This window comes from Streptomyces phaeoluteigriseus (assembly GCF_001896135.2).
Classification (GTDB): Bacteria; Actinomycetota; Actinomycetes; order Streptomycetales; family Streptomycetaceae; genus Streptomyces; species Streptomyces phaeoluteigriseus.
Window position 1 is genome coordinate 612861 of record NZ_MPOH02000011.1, and the last position, 16283, is coordinate 629143.

Consider the following 16283-nt stretch of genomic DNA (forward strand, 5'->3'; position numbering starts at 1 on the left):
CCGGCCCTGAAAGAAGACGGGGGTGCCCCCGAGCCCGTACGGCTCGGGGGGCACCCCCCGTCTCCCGTTCTACGAGTGCGTCCGCAGCAGCGTCCGCATGGTGCGCATCGCCACCGACAGGTTGGCCAGGTCGAAGGTCTCCGAGCCCTGGATCTCCTCCAGCGTGGTCCGCGCCCGGCCCAGGATCGCCGCGTTCTTCTGCTCCCACGCCTTGAAGCGCTGCTCGGGCGTCGAGGTGCCGTTGCCGACGGCCAGGACGTCCGCGGTGAGCGCCGCGTGGGCCGCGTACAGGTCCTCGCGGATGGAGGCGCGGGCCATGGACTGCCAGCGGTCGGCACGCGGCAGCTCGATGATGCGGTCCATGAGCTGGGTGATGTGCAGCCGGTCGGCGAGGTCGTAGTACACCTCGGCGACGTCCAGCGGGTCCCGGTCCATGCGGTCGGCCACCGACACGATGTCCAGGGCCGGGAACACCGACGAGAACCCGGCGACCCGGCCGGCGACCTCGTCGGGCACGCCGGAGCCGGTCAGCTCGTCGGAGATCTGCTGCCACCACTCCAGGTCCGCGCCGCGCAGCAGCTTCGTCAGCTGTCCCCAGACCTGCTCGACACGGTCGGCGAAGAAGTCGACGGTCTCGGCGAGTTCCACCGGCTGCGGCCGGTTGTTGAGCAGCCAGCGCGTGCCGCGCTCGACCAGTCGGCGCGAGTGCAGCCGGATGCGGGTCTGGACGGCGGCCTCGACCTGGTTGTCGAGGGCCTCGACCGCGTCCCACACGGGCGCCGAGCGGAAGATCGCACGGGCCGCGGTCTGCGCCCGCACGATCTCCTCCAGCGAGGCCCCGGTCTCCTCCCGCAGGCGGTGCAGGTAGGTCGTACCGCCGGTGTTGACGGTGTCGTTGACCAGGACGGTCGTGGTGATCTCGCGGCGCAGCGGGTGGTTCTCGATCTGCTCGGCGAACCGCTCGCGCAGCGCGCTCGGGAAGTACGCGTACAACAGACCGCGCAGGTAGGGGTCCTCGGGCAGCGAGGTGCGCAGCAGCTCGTCCGACACCGTGATCTTCGTGTACGCCATGAGGACGGCCGTCTCCGGGCCGGTCAGGCCGTGGCCGGAGCCGAGGCGCTCACGGATCTGCCGGTCGGTCGGCAGGAACTCCAGCGCCCGGTCGAGGTGACCCTCGCGCACCAGGTGGCGCATGAAGCGCTGCTGGGCGTGGAGCATGTCCTTGGACTGGGCGAGGGCGTTCGCGATGGCGGTGTTCTGCGCGTAGTTGTTGCGCAGGACGAGTCGGCTGACCTCGTCGGTCATCTCGGCGAGCAGCTTGTTGCGCTGCTTGACCGTCATGTCGCCGTCGGTGACCAGGCCGTTGAGCAGGATCTTGATGTTCACCTCGTGGTCAGAGGTGTCCACGCCCGCGCTGTTGTCGATGGCATCGGTGTTGATCTTGCCGCCGGCGCGCGCGTACTCGATCCGGCCGAGCTGGGTCAGGCCCAGGTTGCCGCCCTCGCCGACGACCCTGGCGCGCAGGTCGGCGCCGTCGACGCGGATGGCGTCGTTGGCCTTGTCGCCGACGTCGGCGTTCGACTCCGCCGACGACTTCACGTACGTACCGATGCCGCCGTTCCACAGCAGGTCCACCGGCGCCTTGAGGATGGCCTTCATCAGGTCGGCCGGGGTCAACTTGGCGACCTTCTCCTCGATGCCGAGGGCCGCCCGGATGTGCGCGTTGACGGGGATCGCCTTGGCCGTGCGCGGGAAGACGCCACCGCCCGCCGACAGCAGCGCGGTGTCGTAGTCGGCCCAGCTGGAACGGGGCAGCTCGAACAGGCGGCGGCGCTCGGCGTAGGAGGTCGCCGCGTCGGGCTCGGGGTCGATGAAGATGTGCCGGTGGTCGAAGGCGGCGACCAGCCGGATGTGCTCGGAGAGCAGCATGCCGTTGCCGAACACGTCACCGGACATGTCTCCGATGCCGACCACCGTGAAGTCCTCGACCTGCGTGTTCACGCCCAGCTCGCGGAAGTGCCGCTTCACGGACTCCCAGGCGCCGCGCGCGGTGATGCCCATCGCCTTGTGGTCGTACCCCGCGGAGCCGCCGGAGGCGAAGGCGTCGCCGAGCCAGAAGTCGTAGGACTGCGCGACCTCGTTGGCGATGTCGGAGAACGTCGCCGTGCCCTTGTCGGCGGCGACCACCAGATAGGTGTCGTCCTCGTCGTGCCGGACGACGTCGGCCGGCGGCACGACCTCCCCGGCGACCATGTTGTCCGTGATGTCGAGCAGCGCCGAGATGAACGTCCTGTAGCTGGCGATGCCCTCGGCGAGCCACGCGTCCCGGTCGACGGCCGGGTCCGGCAGCTGCTTGGCGACGAAGCCGCCCTTCGCGCCGACCGGCACGATGACGGTGTTCTTCACCATCTGCGCCTTGACCAGGCCGAGGACCTCGGTGCGGAAGTCCTCACGCCGGTCGGACCAGCGCAGACCACCGCGCGCCACCTTCCCGAACCGCAGGTGCACGCCCTCCACCTGCGGCGAGTACACCCAGATCTCGAACGCGGGGCGCGGCGCCGGCAGGTCGGGGATGGCCTGCGGGTCGAACTTCATCGACACGTAGTCGTGCGGGGCGCCGCTCGCGGTGTGCTGGAAGAAGTTCGTGCGCAGGGTCGCCTTGATGACGGTGAGGAAGGACCGCAGGATCCGGTCCTCGTCGAGGGACGCCACCTGGTCGAGGGCGGCGTCCAGCTCCTCCAGGAGCGCGTCGACGATCTCGTGCCCGGCACTCTGCCGGTCGGGCGACATCCGCGCCTCGAACAGCGAGACCAGCAGCCGGGTGGTGTGGACGTTCGTGCGGAGGGTGTCCTCCATGTAGTCCTGGCTGAAGGTGGAACCGGCCTGACGCAGGTACTTCGCGTACGCCCGCAGCACCGTCGCCTGCCGCCAGGTGAGCCCGGCGCTCAGCACGAGGGCGTTGAAGCTGTCGTTCTCCGCCTTGCCGGTCCAGGTGGCGGCGAACGCCTCCTGGAACCGCTCACGCCCGTCGTCACCGAGGTGGTCGCCGGTGCCGCCGCCCAGCGACTTGGGCAGCCTCAGGCCGAAGTCGTAGATCCAGGCGACACTCCGGTCCGAGCAGCGCAGTTCGTACGGCCGCTCGTCGATGACCTCGACGCCGAGGCGGTTGAGCACCGGCAGCACCGCCGACAGGGAGATCGCGTCGCCCTTGCGGTAGATCTTGAAACGGCGCTCGCCGGGGCCGGCGCCCACCGGCTCGTACAGGCTGAGCGAGAAGCTCTGCTCCTCCGTGAGCCGCTCGATGTGGACGAGGTCGGCGACCGCGGAGCGCGGGGTGTGGTCGGCCTTGTAGCCCTCGGGGAAGGCGTTGTTGTAGCGGCGCAGCAGCTCCGCCGTCCGCTCCTCGCCGAGTTCGGCGTTGAGCGCGTCCTGGAAGGCGTCGGCCCAGGAACGGGCCGCCTCGACGAGCCGCGCCTCGATGCGTTCCTTGTCGGTGTCGGACAGCTCCGGCAGCTCGGTGCCCTGCGGGACCCGGACGACGAAGTGCAGGCGGGACAGGATCGACTCGGTGTTCCAGGCGGTGAAGTCGACACTGGTGCCGCCCAGTTCCTCCTTGAGGATGTCGATGATCCGCAGCCGGACGGCGGTGGTGTAGCGGTCGCGCGGCAGGTAGACGAGGGCGGAGTAGTAGCGGCCGTACTCGTCCTGGCGCAGGTAGAGCCGCAGCCGGCGCCGCTCCTGGAGGTACAGCACGGACGTGACGATGGCACGCAGTTCGTCGACCGGCGTCTGGAACAGCTCGTCGCGCGGGTAGGTCTCCATGATCTGGAGCAGGTCGCGCCCGTCGTGGCTGTTGGGCGAGAAGCCGGCGCCCTTCAACACCTGGTCGACCTTGCGCCGCACGACCGGCACGCGCAGCACGGACTCGGTGTAGGCGGCGGAGGAGAACAGTCCGAGGAAGCGGCGCTCACCGACGACGTTCCCCTCGGCGTCGAACTTCTTGACGCCGATGTAGTCCAGGTACGACGGCCGGTGCACGGTCGACCGGCTGTTGGCCTTGGTCAGGATGAGCAGCTTGTGCTCGCGCGCCTTGGCACGGGCGTCGGCCGGGAGCCGCTCGAAGGAGTGGCTGACGGGGTGGGTGTCGCCGTCGGCGTGGTGCGGGTCGGAGCGCAGGATGCCGAGCCCGGTGCCGGGGACGGCCGCGAGGGAGTCGTCCTCGCGCAGCTCGTACTCGCGGTAGCCGAGGAAGGTGAAGTGGTTGTCGGCCAGCCAGCGCAGCAGTTCGCGGGCCTCCTCCACGTCGGGGGAGGTCAGGTCGCCGGGCACGTGCTCGCGCGGCAGGTCGTCGGCGATCCGCAGGGCGGCGTCGCGCATCTTCTCCCAGTCCTCGACGGCCTCGCGGGCGTCGGACAGGACGCGCAGCAGGTCGGCGGTGATCTGCTTGAGGTCGGCGCGGTCGCTCTCACGGTCCGTCTCGACGTGGATCCACGATTCGATGTGCGCGTCGTGCGGGAGGTCGACGGCGGCCGGGGACGTCCTGAGCACCTCGATGAGCCTGCCGGTGACGTCCCGGCGGACGACGACCTGGGGGTGGATGACGAGGTGGATGCCGCGGCCCTGCCGGGTCAGCTCGTTCGTCACGGAGTCCACGAGGAACGGCATGTCGTCGGTGACGACCTCGACCACCGAGTGGCTGCACGTCCAGCCGTTCTCCTCGACGGTCGGCGTGTGGACACGTACGTTCGCGGTGCCCTGGGGCCGGTTCTCGGCCAGCCGGTAGTGCGAGAAAGCGGCTCCGAAGACGTCGACCGGGTCGCGGTCGGTGAGGTCCTCCGGAGCGGTGTGCAGGTAGTAGCGCTGGAGGAACGAAAGCACGGACGCGTGGTCCGGCGTGCCCGGGATCCCCGGACCGCTCTCGCCCGTCGTCCCAGTCGGTAGGTGCCCCCCGACCGGGCTGTTCTCAGCGACCCGGGCCGCCCGTTCGAGCAGCTCGGCCTTGGCTTCGTCCAGCTTGGTCTGCATTGTCCTCTGGCTCCTGTCGCGCGCCGTTGCGTGACGTAGAAGGAAGTACGGTCTCTTCCCCTGCGGCTCGACGCCACGGCCCGGGGTCTCCGGGCTGCTCCGACGCTATGCCGCAGAATGAGAGGGGCGGGGGGTTATCGACCATTCCCGACGTGCCCCGCAGGTGTGACGCTGCTCTCCGCGTCGCCTGCTCATGGGGTGTGTGCGGCGTCCTGGGGGCCCTGGTGGCCCCGTCCCGCCCGCGAGGATCAGCGACTGACGCCCGGCTGCGGATGTCGTCCGCACACTCCGGGCGCGGGGCAGGGGCAACAGCACCCCCGCGAGCTATCGCGCTGATCACGCCACCAAGGCTATCGCTCCTCACCGGGGGCCCGTCATGAGCCGTATGTGTACAAAACCGGGGGTGGAAGTTTGACGTTCTGCACAGAGGTGCAGTGGGGGGTGGTGTGTGAAGGCGACGGGGGCGCGCGGAAGCCCGAAAGAGGGCAAGAAGTCGACGCCCGCGCCGCCCCCGGGCACTCTTGAAGCGACCCACCTCTTGGCAGGGGCGCCCGCAAGAGGCAGGTTGCCCATGAGAGCGCCCGCCCGAGAGGAGCCGCCCGGCATGACCACGAAGATCCTCATCGTCACCGGCGACGCAGCGGAGTCCCTGGAGGTCCTCTACCCCTACCAGCGGCTGCGCGAGGAGGGCTACGAGGTCCACATCGCCGCCCCCGCCCGCAAACAGCTCCGCTTCGTCGTCCACGACTTCGAACCCGGCTTCGACACCTACACCGAGAAGCCCGGCTACACCTGGCCCGCCGACCTCGCCTTCTCCGAGGTCGACCCCGGCGCGTACGCCGCCGTCGTGGTCCCCGGCGGCCGCGCGCCCGAGTACCTGCGCAACGACCCCGAGCTGCGCAAGATCCTCAAGTCCTTCTTCGACACGGACAAGCCGGTCGCCCAGATCTGCCACGGCCCGCTGCTGACGGCCGCGGTCGACGGCCTGACGGGCCGCCGCGTCACGGCGTACCCGGCGCTGGAACTCGACATGCAGGCCGCCGGTGCGGTCTTCCAGGACACGGAGGCGGTCGTCGACGGCACGCTGGTCTCGTCCCGGGCCTGGCCGGACCATCCGGCGTGGATGCGCGCGTTCCTGGAGGTGCTGCGCACGAAGGCACCGGTGACCTGACCCCGCTCCCCGGCCAGGCTCGGCGATGCGGAGTCCTTTCACGGCGTCGCGTCCGCGTCGCGGCGCCGCGTCCACGTCAGGGCGCCGGCGTCCCGGTGTCACGGCGTCCACCGCGTCCCGGTGTCAACGCGCTCGCGGCGTCCACGGCGTCCCGGTGTCACGGCGTCATGGCTTCACGAGGCCAGCCGCTCGGCCGTCTCGACGGCCTCCTGGAGCGTGTCCACCACGGGCACGCCTACCCCCTCGAGGCTGGCCCGGCTGTGCGACCCCCCGGTGTACAGCACAGCCCGCGCCCCCACGTGCAGCGCCGCCACCGCGTCGTCGGCGGCGTCCCCGATCACCACGGTGCGCTCGGTGTCGACCTCGGTGAGGGTCTCCAGATGCCGCACCATGTGCTCGGCCTTGCTGCCCCCGGACGGCCCGGTCCTCCCGTCGACCCGGAGGAAGTACGGCTCGATCCCGAACCCGCGGACCAGCGGAACCAGCTCGTCGTGCACGTACATGCTCAACAGGGACTGGCTGCGCCCCGCCGACCGCCACCCGGCGAGCAGTTCCGCCGCCCCGTCGGTCAGGCCGCACCGCACCCGGTGCTCGGCGTAGTACCGGTGGAAGACCTCGTCCATGACCTGCCACTCGACGTCGGTGGGCAGTCTCCCCAGCAGCCGCTCGTAGAACTTGGGCACCGGCACGCAGTACAGCGCCCGGTACCGCTCGAGCGTGATCGGCTCCAGCCCCAACTCGACGAACGCGGCGTTCGTCGCTCCGATGATGGCGTCGTTGTCATGGAACAACGTGCCGTTCCAGTCCCAGACGATGTGCGCCCCAGCCTGCTTCCCCATACCCGCAAACGTACCCGCCCCCACTGACAGCGAGAAAGACAGCGCGGCAGGGTGCCAGGGGCTGGGGCAGGGGCAGAGGCAGGGGCAGGGGCAGGGCAGGGGGCAGAGCCAGGGGGCCACAGTGCCGCCAAGCCGGCCTCACCGCCCGCCGGCGGTGTCCTCAGCCGCCCGATCCCACCAGGCCGGCGATCTCCTGCGGGACGAACCACAGCAGCTCGTGGTCCTCGGCGCCGTCCACCACGAACTGGGCGTCGTCGTCCCCGGCGTCCGCCGCCGGCAGCGCCTCGGCCGCGGCGGTCACGTCCGCCTCCGCGTCGTCGGCGTCGGCGTGCACGGCGGCCGCCTTGGCCAGCCGCACGGGCCCGGCGACCCGGACCTCGCCGAGCGTCGCCGGCTCCAGGGCACGATCGGGATCGGCCGTGGCCGCACCGTCGGGTACGTCGACGGCGACCACCACGCGCCGCCGCGGCGCGGCCGGGTCCGCCGCCAGCAGCCGCAGCGAGGCGAGCGCGGCCCGGCCCAGGGCCGCGTACTCCAGTTCCTCGATGTCCTCGGAGACGTACCACTCGCGCAGCCCGGGCGTGACCGCGTACGCGACGAGCGGCCCGGACGGTCCCAGCTCGCCCGTTCTGTACGCCTCGGCGAGACCGGGGAGGGTCAGGGGGACGTAGACGCGCATGGTGGACCGCTCTTTCGTGGTCGAAGGGGCTCCAGGATACGTCCGGGCGTCCCCTTTCGAGTCCCCGCAGAGGCCCTCAGAGGCGTCCACCGCAGGCCCCGGAATTCACCCCCCACACCGCCCCCGCCTGCGCTTTTCACCTCTCCCATCACCCTGATAGGTGAACCTGCCCGACCCCGCCGCACCACCTTGCGCTCACTTGCCGTCACGCACCGCAACCACGTACAAGATCCGCAACGCAAGTTACCGCCTGGTAGGCCACGCCTCCGGGCCCAGCGAACGGGGACATCCATGAACAAGGTCATGACGAGGACGCAGCGCACCTCCGCCGGCCGCCCTCCGGGCCGCGGGGACACCCGCCGCCCCGCCGGCACCCCGCCCCGGGTCCCCACCGGCGGAATCCGTCCCGCACCCGCCGGCGGCCGCCCGCCCGGCTCACCGCGCACTGCCTCCACCCACACCCGCCCCGCCGACAACCGCCCCCCGACCACCGGCGCCCCCTCACGGCTACGCCCCTCACGACGCCCACCGTTTCCGCCCAGAGCCCCCGCAGGCCCCTCACCCAGCCCGGACGACCCAGCACCACCGACCTCTTCGCCGACCGCCTCCTCGCCGTCCTCAGTGGTCGCCGCCCCGTCCACTCCATGCTCCGCCACACCGTCGGCCGCGCCTACGACGACCTGGCCCACCTCGCCGAACGCGGCCCCCTGCGCACCACCCGCGGCACGCTCCCCGTAGTCCGCGACATCGGCTACTACGTCGCCCGCCCCGGCGCCCTGGAGGTCTTCGCCCGCATCGGCACCGGCGACCGCCTGCGCGCCATGGCCTTCCGCCTCGAACTCGGCACCGACCGCCGCTGGCGCTGCACCGCCGTAGAACTCGGCGCCCCCGCAGCCCCCACACCGACAACGACTGACAGAGCACCACCCCACACCCCCACGAACGCCGAAGGGCCGGACCACCCTCAGGTGATCCGGCCCCCGACCGACGACTACAACCACCGACGACCACAACCACCGGCCGCTCCGGCTGCTGCCGACTACGCCTGCTGCCGACTACGCCTGCTGCCGACTACTTCTTACGACGACGCCCGGCCTTCGCCTGCTTACGCCGCTCCGCACGCGTCAGACCGTCCGCCTCCGACCGCACGGGCTCCTCGTCGTTCTCGAAGTCGCCCTCGACGGTGCCACCCTCGCCGTCCACGGTCGGCGCCGAGAAGTGCAGGTTCCGCCGCTGCGGAGCGTCCAGACCCTTGGCGCGGATCTCCGGACGCGTCTGCGCCGGCACCACGTCCTGCTTCTCCATGTCGACCGCCGCCGCGTCCTCGACCGGCACCTCCTCGACCTGCTGCTCCACCTGGACCTCCAGGTTGAACAGATAGCCGACGGACTCCTCCTTGATGCCGTCCATCATCGCGGAGAACATGTCGAAGCCCTCACGCTGGTACTCGACCAGCGGGTCCTTCTGCGCCATCGCACGCAGGCCGATGCCCTCCTGGAGATAGTCCATCTCGTAGAGGTGCTCACGCCACTTGCGGTCCAGGACCGACAGCACGACCCGCCGCTCCAGCTCACGCATGATCTCGGAGCCGAGCTGCTTCTCCCGCGACTCGTACTGCTCACGGATGTCGTCCTTGATGGACTCGGCGATGAACTCGGCGGTCAGCCCCGCACGGTCACCGGCCGCCTCCTCCAGCTCATCCACGGTGATCTTCACCGGGTACAGCTGCTTGAAGGCACCCCAGAGCCGGTCCAGGTCCCAGTCCTCGGCGAAGCCCTCCGCGGTCTCCGCCGACACGTACGCGTCGATCGTGTCGTCCATGAAGTGGTGGATCTGCTCCTGCAGGTCCTCACCCTCGAGAACACGACGACGCTCGCCGTAGATGACCTCACGCTGACGGTTGAGGACCTCGTCGTACTTCAGGACGTTCTTGCGCGTCTCGAAGTTCTGCTGCTCGACCTGCGACTGCGCGGACGCGATCGCACGCGTGACCATCTTGTTCTCGATCGGCACGTCGTCCGGCACGTTCGCCATGGACATCACGCGCTCCACCATCTGCGCCTTGAACAGACGCATCAGGTCGTCACCCAGCGACAGATAGAAGCGGGACTCACCCGGGTCGCCCTGACGGCCGGAACGACCGCGCAGCTGGTTGTCGATACGACGCGACTCGTGCCGCTCGGTGCCCAGCACATACAGCCCGCCGAGCGCCTCGACCTGCTCCTTCTCCGCCCGGACAGCCTGCTCGGCCCGCTCCAGGGCGGCCGGCAGCGCCGCGGCCCACTCCTCGATGTGTTCCTCCGGGTCCAGACCGCGCTGACGCAGCTCCGCCTCGGCGAGGTCCTCCGGGTTGCCGCCCAGCTTGATGTCCGTACCACGACCGGCCATGTTCGTGGCCACCGTCACAGCGCCCTTGCGGCCCGCCTGCGCGACGATCTGCGCCTCACGGTCGTGCTGCTTGGCGTTCAGCACCTCGTGCTGGACGCCCCGCTTGCTGAGCTGCTGCGACAGGTACTCGGACTTCTCGACCGACGTCGTACCGACGAGGATCGGCTGGCCCTTCTCGTGCTTCTCCGCGATGTCGTCGACGACCGCGTCGAACTTCGCGACCTCGGTGCGGTAGATCAGGTCCGACTGGTCCTTGCGGACCATCGGCTTGTTCGTCGGGATCGGCACCACACCGAGCTTGTAGATCTGGTGGAACTCGGCGGCCTCGGTCATCGCCGTACCGGTCATACCCGACAGCTTCTTGTACAGGCGGAAGAAGTTCTGCAGGGTGATCGTCGCGAGCGTCTGGTTCTCGTCCTTGATGTCCACCCCTTCCTTCGCCTCGATCGCCTGGTGCATGCCCTCGTTGTAGCGACGGCCCGCGAGGATACGGCCGGTGTGCTCGTCGACGATCATGACCTCGCCGTCGATGACGACGTAGTCCTTGTCCTTCTTGAAGAGCTCCTTCGCCTTGATGGCGTTGTTCAGGTAGCCCACCAGAGGCGTGTTCACCGACTCGTACAGGTTGTCGATGCCCAGCCAGTCCTCGACCTTGGCGACACCCGCCTCGTGGATGGCGACCGTGCGCTTCTTCTCGTCGACCTCGTAGTCGCCGGTCTCCTCGAGGCCCTTCAGCGGGTTGCCCGCCTCGCCGCGCTTGAGACGCTGGACCAGCTTGGCGAAATCGCCGTACCACTTCGTCGCCTGGTCCGCCGGACCCGAGATGATCAGCGGCGTACGCGCCTCGTCGACCAGGATGGAGTCGACCTCGTCGACGATCGCGAAGTTGTGGCCGCGCTGCACCAGCTCGTCCTGGGACCACGCCATGTTGTCGCGCAGGTAGTCGAAGCCGAACTCGTTGTTCGTGCCGTACGTGATGTCGAAGCTGTACTGCTCGCGGCGCTGGGCCGGCGTCATGTTGGCAAGGATGCAACCGACGGACAGACCCAGGAACTTGTGGACACGACCCATCATCTCGGAGTCGCGCTCGGCCAGGTAGTCGTTGACCGTGATCAGGTGGACGCCGTCACCCGACAGAGCGTTCAGATACGCGGGCAGCGTGCCGACCAGGGTCTTGCCCTCACCGGTCTTCATCTCGGCGACATAGCCGAGGTGCAGGGCCGCGCCGCCCATGATCTGCACGTCGTAGTGGCGCTGGCCCAGGGCACGCTTGGCGGCCTCACGCACCGTGGCGAACGCCTCCGGCAGCAGGTCGTCCAGCGTCTCCCCATCGGCGTACCGCTGCTTGTACTCATCGGTGAGGGCCCGCAGCTCGGCGTCGGAGAGGTCGACGAAGTCCTCTTCGATGGAGTTGACCTGGTCCGCGATGCGGTGCAGCTTGCGCAGGATCTTGCCTTCGCCTGCACGCATGATCTTTGAGAGGACGGACACGGGGGTTGGTCTCCTTGCCGGTCGGGCCTGGGACGGTCTGTTTCATTTGACTTACTGAGCAACGGCCATCGTATGCGAGGACCCCGCCACGCCGGGAGGCCTGCTGTGACGCGGACCGCACACTGCCTCACGACAGCACCGAATTTCTCCTCACAGACACAACGGCCCGGCCTCACCGATGGTGCCGCGCCCGCCAGACGAATTGCGCGAATTGTGATCACCCGCTCGCACACCGCGAAAACATGGCGCCCTCCCCGGCCCTACGCGCAGAATCGGCCGATGGAGCCCGTCACCCTCGCCACCGACCGCCTCGTCCTGCGCCCGGTCGGCCCCCAGGACACCGACGCGGTCCACGCCGCCGCCCAGGACCCGACATCCACGCGCTGACCACCATCCCCTCCCCCTACCTCCCCGAACACGCCCGCAGCTTCACCGAACAACTCGCCCCCGAAGGTTGGGCGAACCGCTCCATGTTCACCTTCGGCGTCTTCCTCCCCCACGACACCCTCACCGGCATCCTCAGCCTCACCATGCGCTCCCTCGGCACCGCCGAGATCGGCTTCTGGGCCACCAGGGAACACCGCGGCCACGGCTACACCACCGAGGCCACCCTGACCGCCTCCCGCTGGGCCTTCACCCACCTCGCCGTCGACCGCGTCGAATGGCGCGCCGAAGTCGGCAACACCGCCTCCCGCGCGGTCGCCGAACACGCCGGCTTCACCCTGGAGGGCACCCTGCGCTCCGCGATCAACAACAAGGGCGTACGCCGCGACTGCTGGGTGGCCTCCCTGCTCCCGTCGGACCTGGGCCTGCCCTCGGCGGCGCCGTACCTCCCGGCGCCACCACCGCCCCCCCGGCCCCGCACACGACTGAGCATCAAGCGGACGAACCCGCAGCTCACCACCCACTGTCAGACCCAACCCCTATCGTGCGCACCATGACGACCCCGCCCCCCGCCACCGAACTCTCCGCGGACGAGGCCCGCCGCATCGCCCTGCGCGCCCAGGGCTTCCTCGGCACCCCCGACCGCCGGGCCGGCGTCCGCGGCGTACTGCGCCACCTCGGCGCCGTCCAGCTCGACACCATCTCCGTCCTCGCCCGCTCCCACGAACTGATCCCCTACGCCCGCCTGGGAGCCGTAGGCCGCACCACCGTCGAGAACGCCTACTGGAAGCCCACCCCCGGCACGTCCGAGGCCCGGCCCCACGCCTTCGAGTACTGGTCCCACGCCGCGTGCATCCTCCCCATCGAGGAGTGGCCCCACTTCGCCTTCCGCCGCCGCGCCTACCGCAGCCGCCCCCAGTGGAACCACACCCTCCCCGAGGGCACCTACGAGCAGGTCATCAAGCAGCTCCGCACCGAGGGCCCCCTCACCGCCACCGCCCTGGGCGGCGCCAAGAAGACCAGCGAATGGTGGGACTGGTCCGGCACCAAGGTCGCCGTCGAACGGGCCCTGATGCACGGCGAGGTCGTCTGCGTCGAACGCCGCGGCTGGAAGCGGGTCTACGACCTCGCCGAACGCGCGATCCCCGCGGACCTGCTGCACGACGAACTCGACGACAAGGAATGCCTGCGCCGCCTGGTCGGCCTCGCCGGCCGCTCCCTCGGCGTCGGCACGCGCGCGGACATCGCCGACTACCACCGGCTCAAGGGCGAACAGGTCGACGCGGTGATCGCCGAATCCGGCCTGGTCCCGGTCACCGTCGAAGGCTGGGGCAAACCCGCCTGGGCCGACCCCGCCGCCCTGGCCACGCCCCCGCGCGGACGCCACCGCACCACGCTGCTGTCCCCGTTCGACTCCCTCATCTGGGAGCGGGCCCGCACCGAGCGGATCTTCGGCTTCACCCATCGCCTGGAGGCCTACGTGCCCAAGCCCAAGCGGATCCACGGCTACTTCGCCATGCCGGTACTCGCCGGCGGCCGGCTCGTCGGCCGCGTCGACCCCGCCCGCGAGGGCCGCACCCTGGTCGCCAGACAGATCACGCTTGACGGCCCCAAGGCCGTCCCCGCCGTCGCCCAGGCCCTGATCGAAGCGGCGAGCTGGGTCGACTGCACGGACGTGCGCGTGGAGCGTGTCGACGCCCCCGACCTGCGCGCCCCGCTCAACCGGGAACTCGCCCGCGCCCTCGCCTGACCGTCACGCCCCCGACCGAGACCGGACCGGCCCCGCCGGCCTACCGGATCTCGAGGATCTTCTCCCGCATCGCGTACACCACCGCTTCCATCCTGGAGTGCAGCTGCAACTTCTCCAGAATGTTCCGCACATGGTTCTTCACGGTGTTCTCGGAGATGAACAACTCCTTGGCGATGTCCCGGTTGTTCATCCCCGTGGCGACGAGCTTGAGCACTTCCAGCTCACGGTCCGTCAACCGCGGCGCGGGCACCAGCCTGCGCTCGTCGGTCCGCTGGATCATCGATTTGAACTCGGTGAGCAGTTTCGACGCCATCGAAGGACTGATCTGCGACTGACCGTCCGCCACCGCGCGAATCGCCGTGGCCACCTCGTCCGTGGAGATCTCCTTCAGGAGATAACCCGTCGCACCCGCCTTGATCGCCTCATAGAGATCGGCCTCCTCATCGCTGATCGTCAACATGATGATCTTCGCGCTGGGAGCCACCTCCTTGATCGAGGTACACGCCTCGATCCCCCCGCGCTTCGGCATCCGTACGTCCATCAGCACGATGTCCGGCAGCAGATCGGCCGCCTTGTCCACGGCCTCCGCCCCGTCACCCGCCTCACCGACGACCTGGATGTCCTCCTCCGCGGCAAGCACGATCTCCAGCCCGCGGCGGAACAGGGCATGGTCGTCCACCACCAGAACCCTGATCGGCTCCTTGCGGGGAGCGCCCCCGTCCGGGCCCGTGTCGGCGACGCCCTCGACGGCATCCCCGTCATGCATCGGTCCGAAGCTGTCCGCCATCGTTCCTCCCCCTGAAGGCTGTGGCCGTGGTCCAGTGCCATCGCCAACGCAAGGCAACGACCCACCGGTTGAGCCGTTGCCGCCATGATTCCATGCCTGGACGACAACGCGGTGACAGAGCGACGTCCGAAGGGGCGCACACGGGTGCCCCTGGGGGCGCACACGCGCTCCAGGGGCACCGGCTCAGCTCTCACCCGGGGCCGGGGTCAGCCGCCCAGCGTGCCGCCCGCCTCGGGGGAATGCGCCTGAGCGACCATCGGGTCGGTGTTGAGGTGGATCACGCCGTAGTCGTAGGCGTGCCGCCGGTAGACGACACTCGGCTCCTTCGTCTCGGAGTCGACGAAGAGGTAGAAGTCGTGCCCGACCAGCTCCATCTCGTAGAGAGCCTGGTCAAGGGTCATCGGGGCGGCCACGTGGGTCTTCTCGCGCACCACGAGGGGGCCGTCGCCCTGTACCTCCAGCGATCCGATCTTCTTCGTCGGCACGCTCGCGGACTCGTCGGACGGGACGGGGTGGCCGTTGCTGCCGAGGGTCGCGACGCCCGGGACGTGGTCGGCGACCTCCGCCGCCGAGATCCGGCGCGCGCCACGCCGGGTGTAACGCTTGTCGTGCTGCTTGCGCAGCTGGGCGTCCAGCTTCTCCGCCGCCAGGTCGAGTGCCGCGTACGGGTCGCTGGCCGCTGCCTCCGCACGGATCACCGGACCGCGAGAGCGGAGCGTGATCTCCACCCGGTCGCACCGGTCGGCCTGTCGGGGGTTCGGCTCCTTGGACACCTCGACGTCGAGGCTCATCACCTTGCCGTCGAGCTTCTGGATCTTCTCCAGCTTCAGCTTCTCGGCCACGTGCTTGCGGAACCGCTCGGGCACCTCGGTCTTGCGGCCCTTGACGACGATGTCCACGCAGAACTCCGTTCCCGGATCGCTCCGCTTCAGTGGCGGAGCATCTCCCTTTTGCACCCGGTTCCGGTAGGCACCGGAACCTCGGACTCGGTGACTTCCACCTCCTCCTCCCCCATGGGCGAGATCTCCACCCCGGAGACTGCGGGTGATTACCAAGAACCCGCAGCACGGCATTCGGATTCGAGAGGTGTGGCCTGCGGCTTTCCCTCACAACCGAACATATCTCGCCCGGACGGATGTCGTCACCCTCTACTGCCGCGTACCTCCGTTCAGGTGAATTGCTCCTCTCATTACCTGCAACGACACGAGTACTCGGTCAGTTCCGGTTTATTTCGAAAGCGTCCGGCGGTGCCGCGACGACGGCCGCACACAGCAGGTCACCCGCCCGCCCGGCACCCATCTGCCGCACCGGCACCGGCACCGGCCCCGTGCCTCCCTTCCGCACTCCGGATGGTCGTACCCCTCTGCCTTCCCGAGCAGCGCCCCCGTACACGGCCGCCGGGCCTTCTTCCTCCCTCGCCCACCCGAACGCCCCGGCAGCCTCCTCCTTCTGCACCGCCGCCCGCACGGCACGCGCCGCCTCCGCGAGAGAGGCACCCGTCGTCACCACATCGTCGACGAGCACCACCGCACCCGCACCGAGGAGCAGCCGGCCGCCGCCGGCCACCACCGCCAGCGCGCCGACCAGATTGTCCAGCCGCTGCCGCGAGTTGAGCCCCGCCTGATCGGCCACCACCCGCCGCTGCCGCAACACCGCCGCCACCCGCGCCGGAACCCCCACGCCCCGCAACTCCGCCGCCGCGGCCAACGCGATCCGCCGGGCGGGATCATGACCGCGGGAACGGGTGGCTCGGGGGGCGGAGGGGACGG

Annotated in this window: 8 protein-coding genes and 3 pseudogenes; 4 read left to right on the forward strand and 7 right to left on the reverse strand. The window is 69.8% G+C overall.

Annotated features, from left to right (window positions below; all coding sequences use genetic code 11):
- Positions 1-69: 69 nt before the first annotated feature.
- Positions 70-5025: an NAD-glutamate dehydrogenase gene (locus BM536_RS13875; RefSeq protein WP_073498446.1), complete on the reverse strand. Its 4956-nt coding sequence runs from the start codon at positions 5023-5025 to the stop codon at positions 70-72.
- 604 nt (positions 5026-5629) lie between these two features.
- On the opposite strand from BM536_RS13875, the gene BM536_RS13880 reads away from it, so the two are divergent.
- Positions 5630-6196, forward strand: a complete 567-nt coding sequence (locus BM536_RS13880) for a DJ-1/PfpI family protein (protein ID WP_073498444.1) — start codon at positions 5630-5632, stop codon at positions 6194-6196.
- Positions 6197-6369: 173 nt separating this feature from the next.
- Here BM536_RS13880 and BM536_RS13885 read toward each other — a convergent pair whose 3' ends face one another.
- Both BM536_RS13885 and BM536_RS13890 read right to left on the reverse strand, forming a co-directional pair.
- On the reverse strand, positions 6370-7035 hold the full coding sequence (locus tag BM536_RS13885) for an HAD family hydrolase (RefSeq protein WP_073498442.1): 666 nt from the start codon (positions 7033-7035) through the stop codon (positions 6370-6372).
- 160 nt (positions 7036-7195) lie between these two features.
- Positions 7196-7714, reverse strand: coding sequence for a DUF6912 family protein (locus BM536_RS13890; protein ID WP_094102986.1), 519 nt, complete (start codon positions 7712-7714; stop codon positions 7196-7198).
- Positions 7715-8358: 644 nt separating this feature from the next.
- Here BM536_RS13890 and BM536_RS42805 point away from each other — a divergent pair.
- Positions 8359-8538, forward strand: a pseudogene (locus BM536_RS42805) (Rv3235 family protein); the annotation flags it as partial.
- Between the two features lie 247 nt (positions 8539-8785).
- Here BM536_RS42805 and secA read toward each other — a convergent pair.
- Positions 8786-11593: a preprotein translocase subunit SecA gene (gene secA, locus BM536_RS13900; protein WP_073499225.1), complete on the reverse strand. Its 2808-nt coding sequence runs from the start codon at positions 11591-11593 to the stop codon at positions 8786-8788.
- A 279-nt stretch (positions 11594-11872) separates the two neighbouring features.
- Here secA and BM536_RS13905 point away from each other — a divergent pair.
- Both BM536_RS13905 and BM536_RS13910 read left to right on the forward strand, forming a co-directional pair.
- Positions 11873-12534: pseudogene (locus tag BM536_RS13905) on the forward strand (GNAT family N-acetyltransferase).
- On the forward strand, positions 12531-13727 hold the full coding sequence (locus BM536_RS13910; RefSeq protein ID WP_094102987.1) for a winged helix-turn-helix domain-containing protein: 1197 nt from the start codon (positions 12531-12533) through the stop codon (positions 13725-13727). Before BM536_RS13905 ends, BM536_RS13910 begins: the two are co-directional and overlap by 4 nt.
- A gap of 40 nt (positions 13728-13767) precedes the next feature.
- On the opposite strand, the gene BM536_RS13915 is transcribed toward BM536_RS13910, so the two are convergent.
- The 3 genes and pseudogenes from BM536_RS13915 to BM536_RS13925 form a co-directional block, all read right to left on the reverse strand.
- Positions 13768-14514 (reverse strand): response regulator, encoded by a 747-nt coding sequence (locus BM536_RS13915; RefSeq protein ID WP_073499229.1) that lies wholly within the window; start codon positions 14512-14514, stop codon positions 13768-13770.
- A gap of 206 nt (positions 14515-14720) precedes the next feature.
- Positions 14721-15413 (reverse strand): ribosome hibernation-promoting factor, HPF/YfiA family, encoded by a 693-nt coding sequence (hpf, locus tag BM536_RS13920; protein ID WP_342748803.1) that lies wholly within the window; start codon positions 15411-15413, stop codon positions 14721-14723.
- 316 nt (positions 15414-15729) lie between these two features.
- A pseudogene (locus BM536_RS13925) lies at positions 15730-16283 on the reverse strand (ComF family protein); the annotation flags it as partial.

Excerpts from the sequence above, each read along its gene's own strand:
- BM536_RS13875 (WP_073498446.1), bottom strand. The coding sequence starts at position 5,025 with ATGCAGACCAAGCTGGACGAAGCCAAGGCCGAGCTGCTCGAACGGGCG.
- BM536_RS13880 (WP_073498444.1), top strand. The coding sequence starts at position 5,630 with ATGACCACGAAGATCCTCATCGTCACCGGCGACGCAGCGGAGTCCCTG.
- BM536_RS13885 (WP_073498442.1), bottom strand. The coding sequence starts at position 7,035 with ATGGGGAAGCAGGCTGGGGCGCACATCGTCTGGGACTGGAACGGCACG.
- BM536_RS13890 (WP_094102986.1), bottom strand. The coding sequence starts at position 7,714 with ATGCGCGTCTACGTCCCCCTGACCCTCCCCGGTCTCGCCGAGGCGTAC.
- BM536_RS13910 (WP_094102987.1), top strand. The coding sequence starts at position 12,531 with ATGACGACCCCGCCCCCCGCCACCGAACTCTCCGCGGACGAGGCCCGC.
- BM536_RS13915 (WP_073499229.1), bottom strand. The coding sequence starts at position 14,514 with ATGGCGGACAGCTTCGGACCGATGCATGACGGGGATGCCGTCGAGGGC.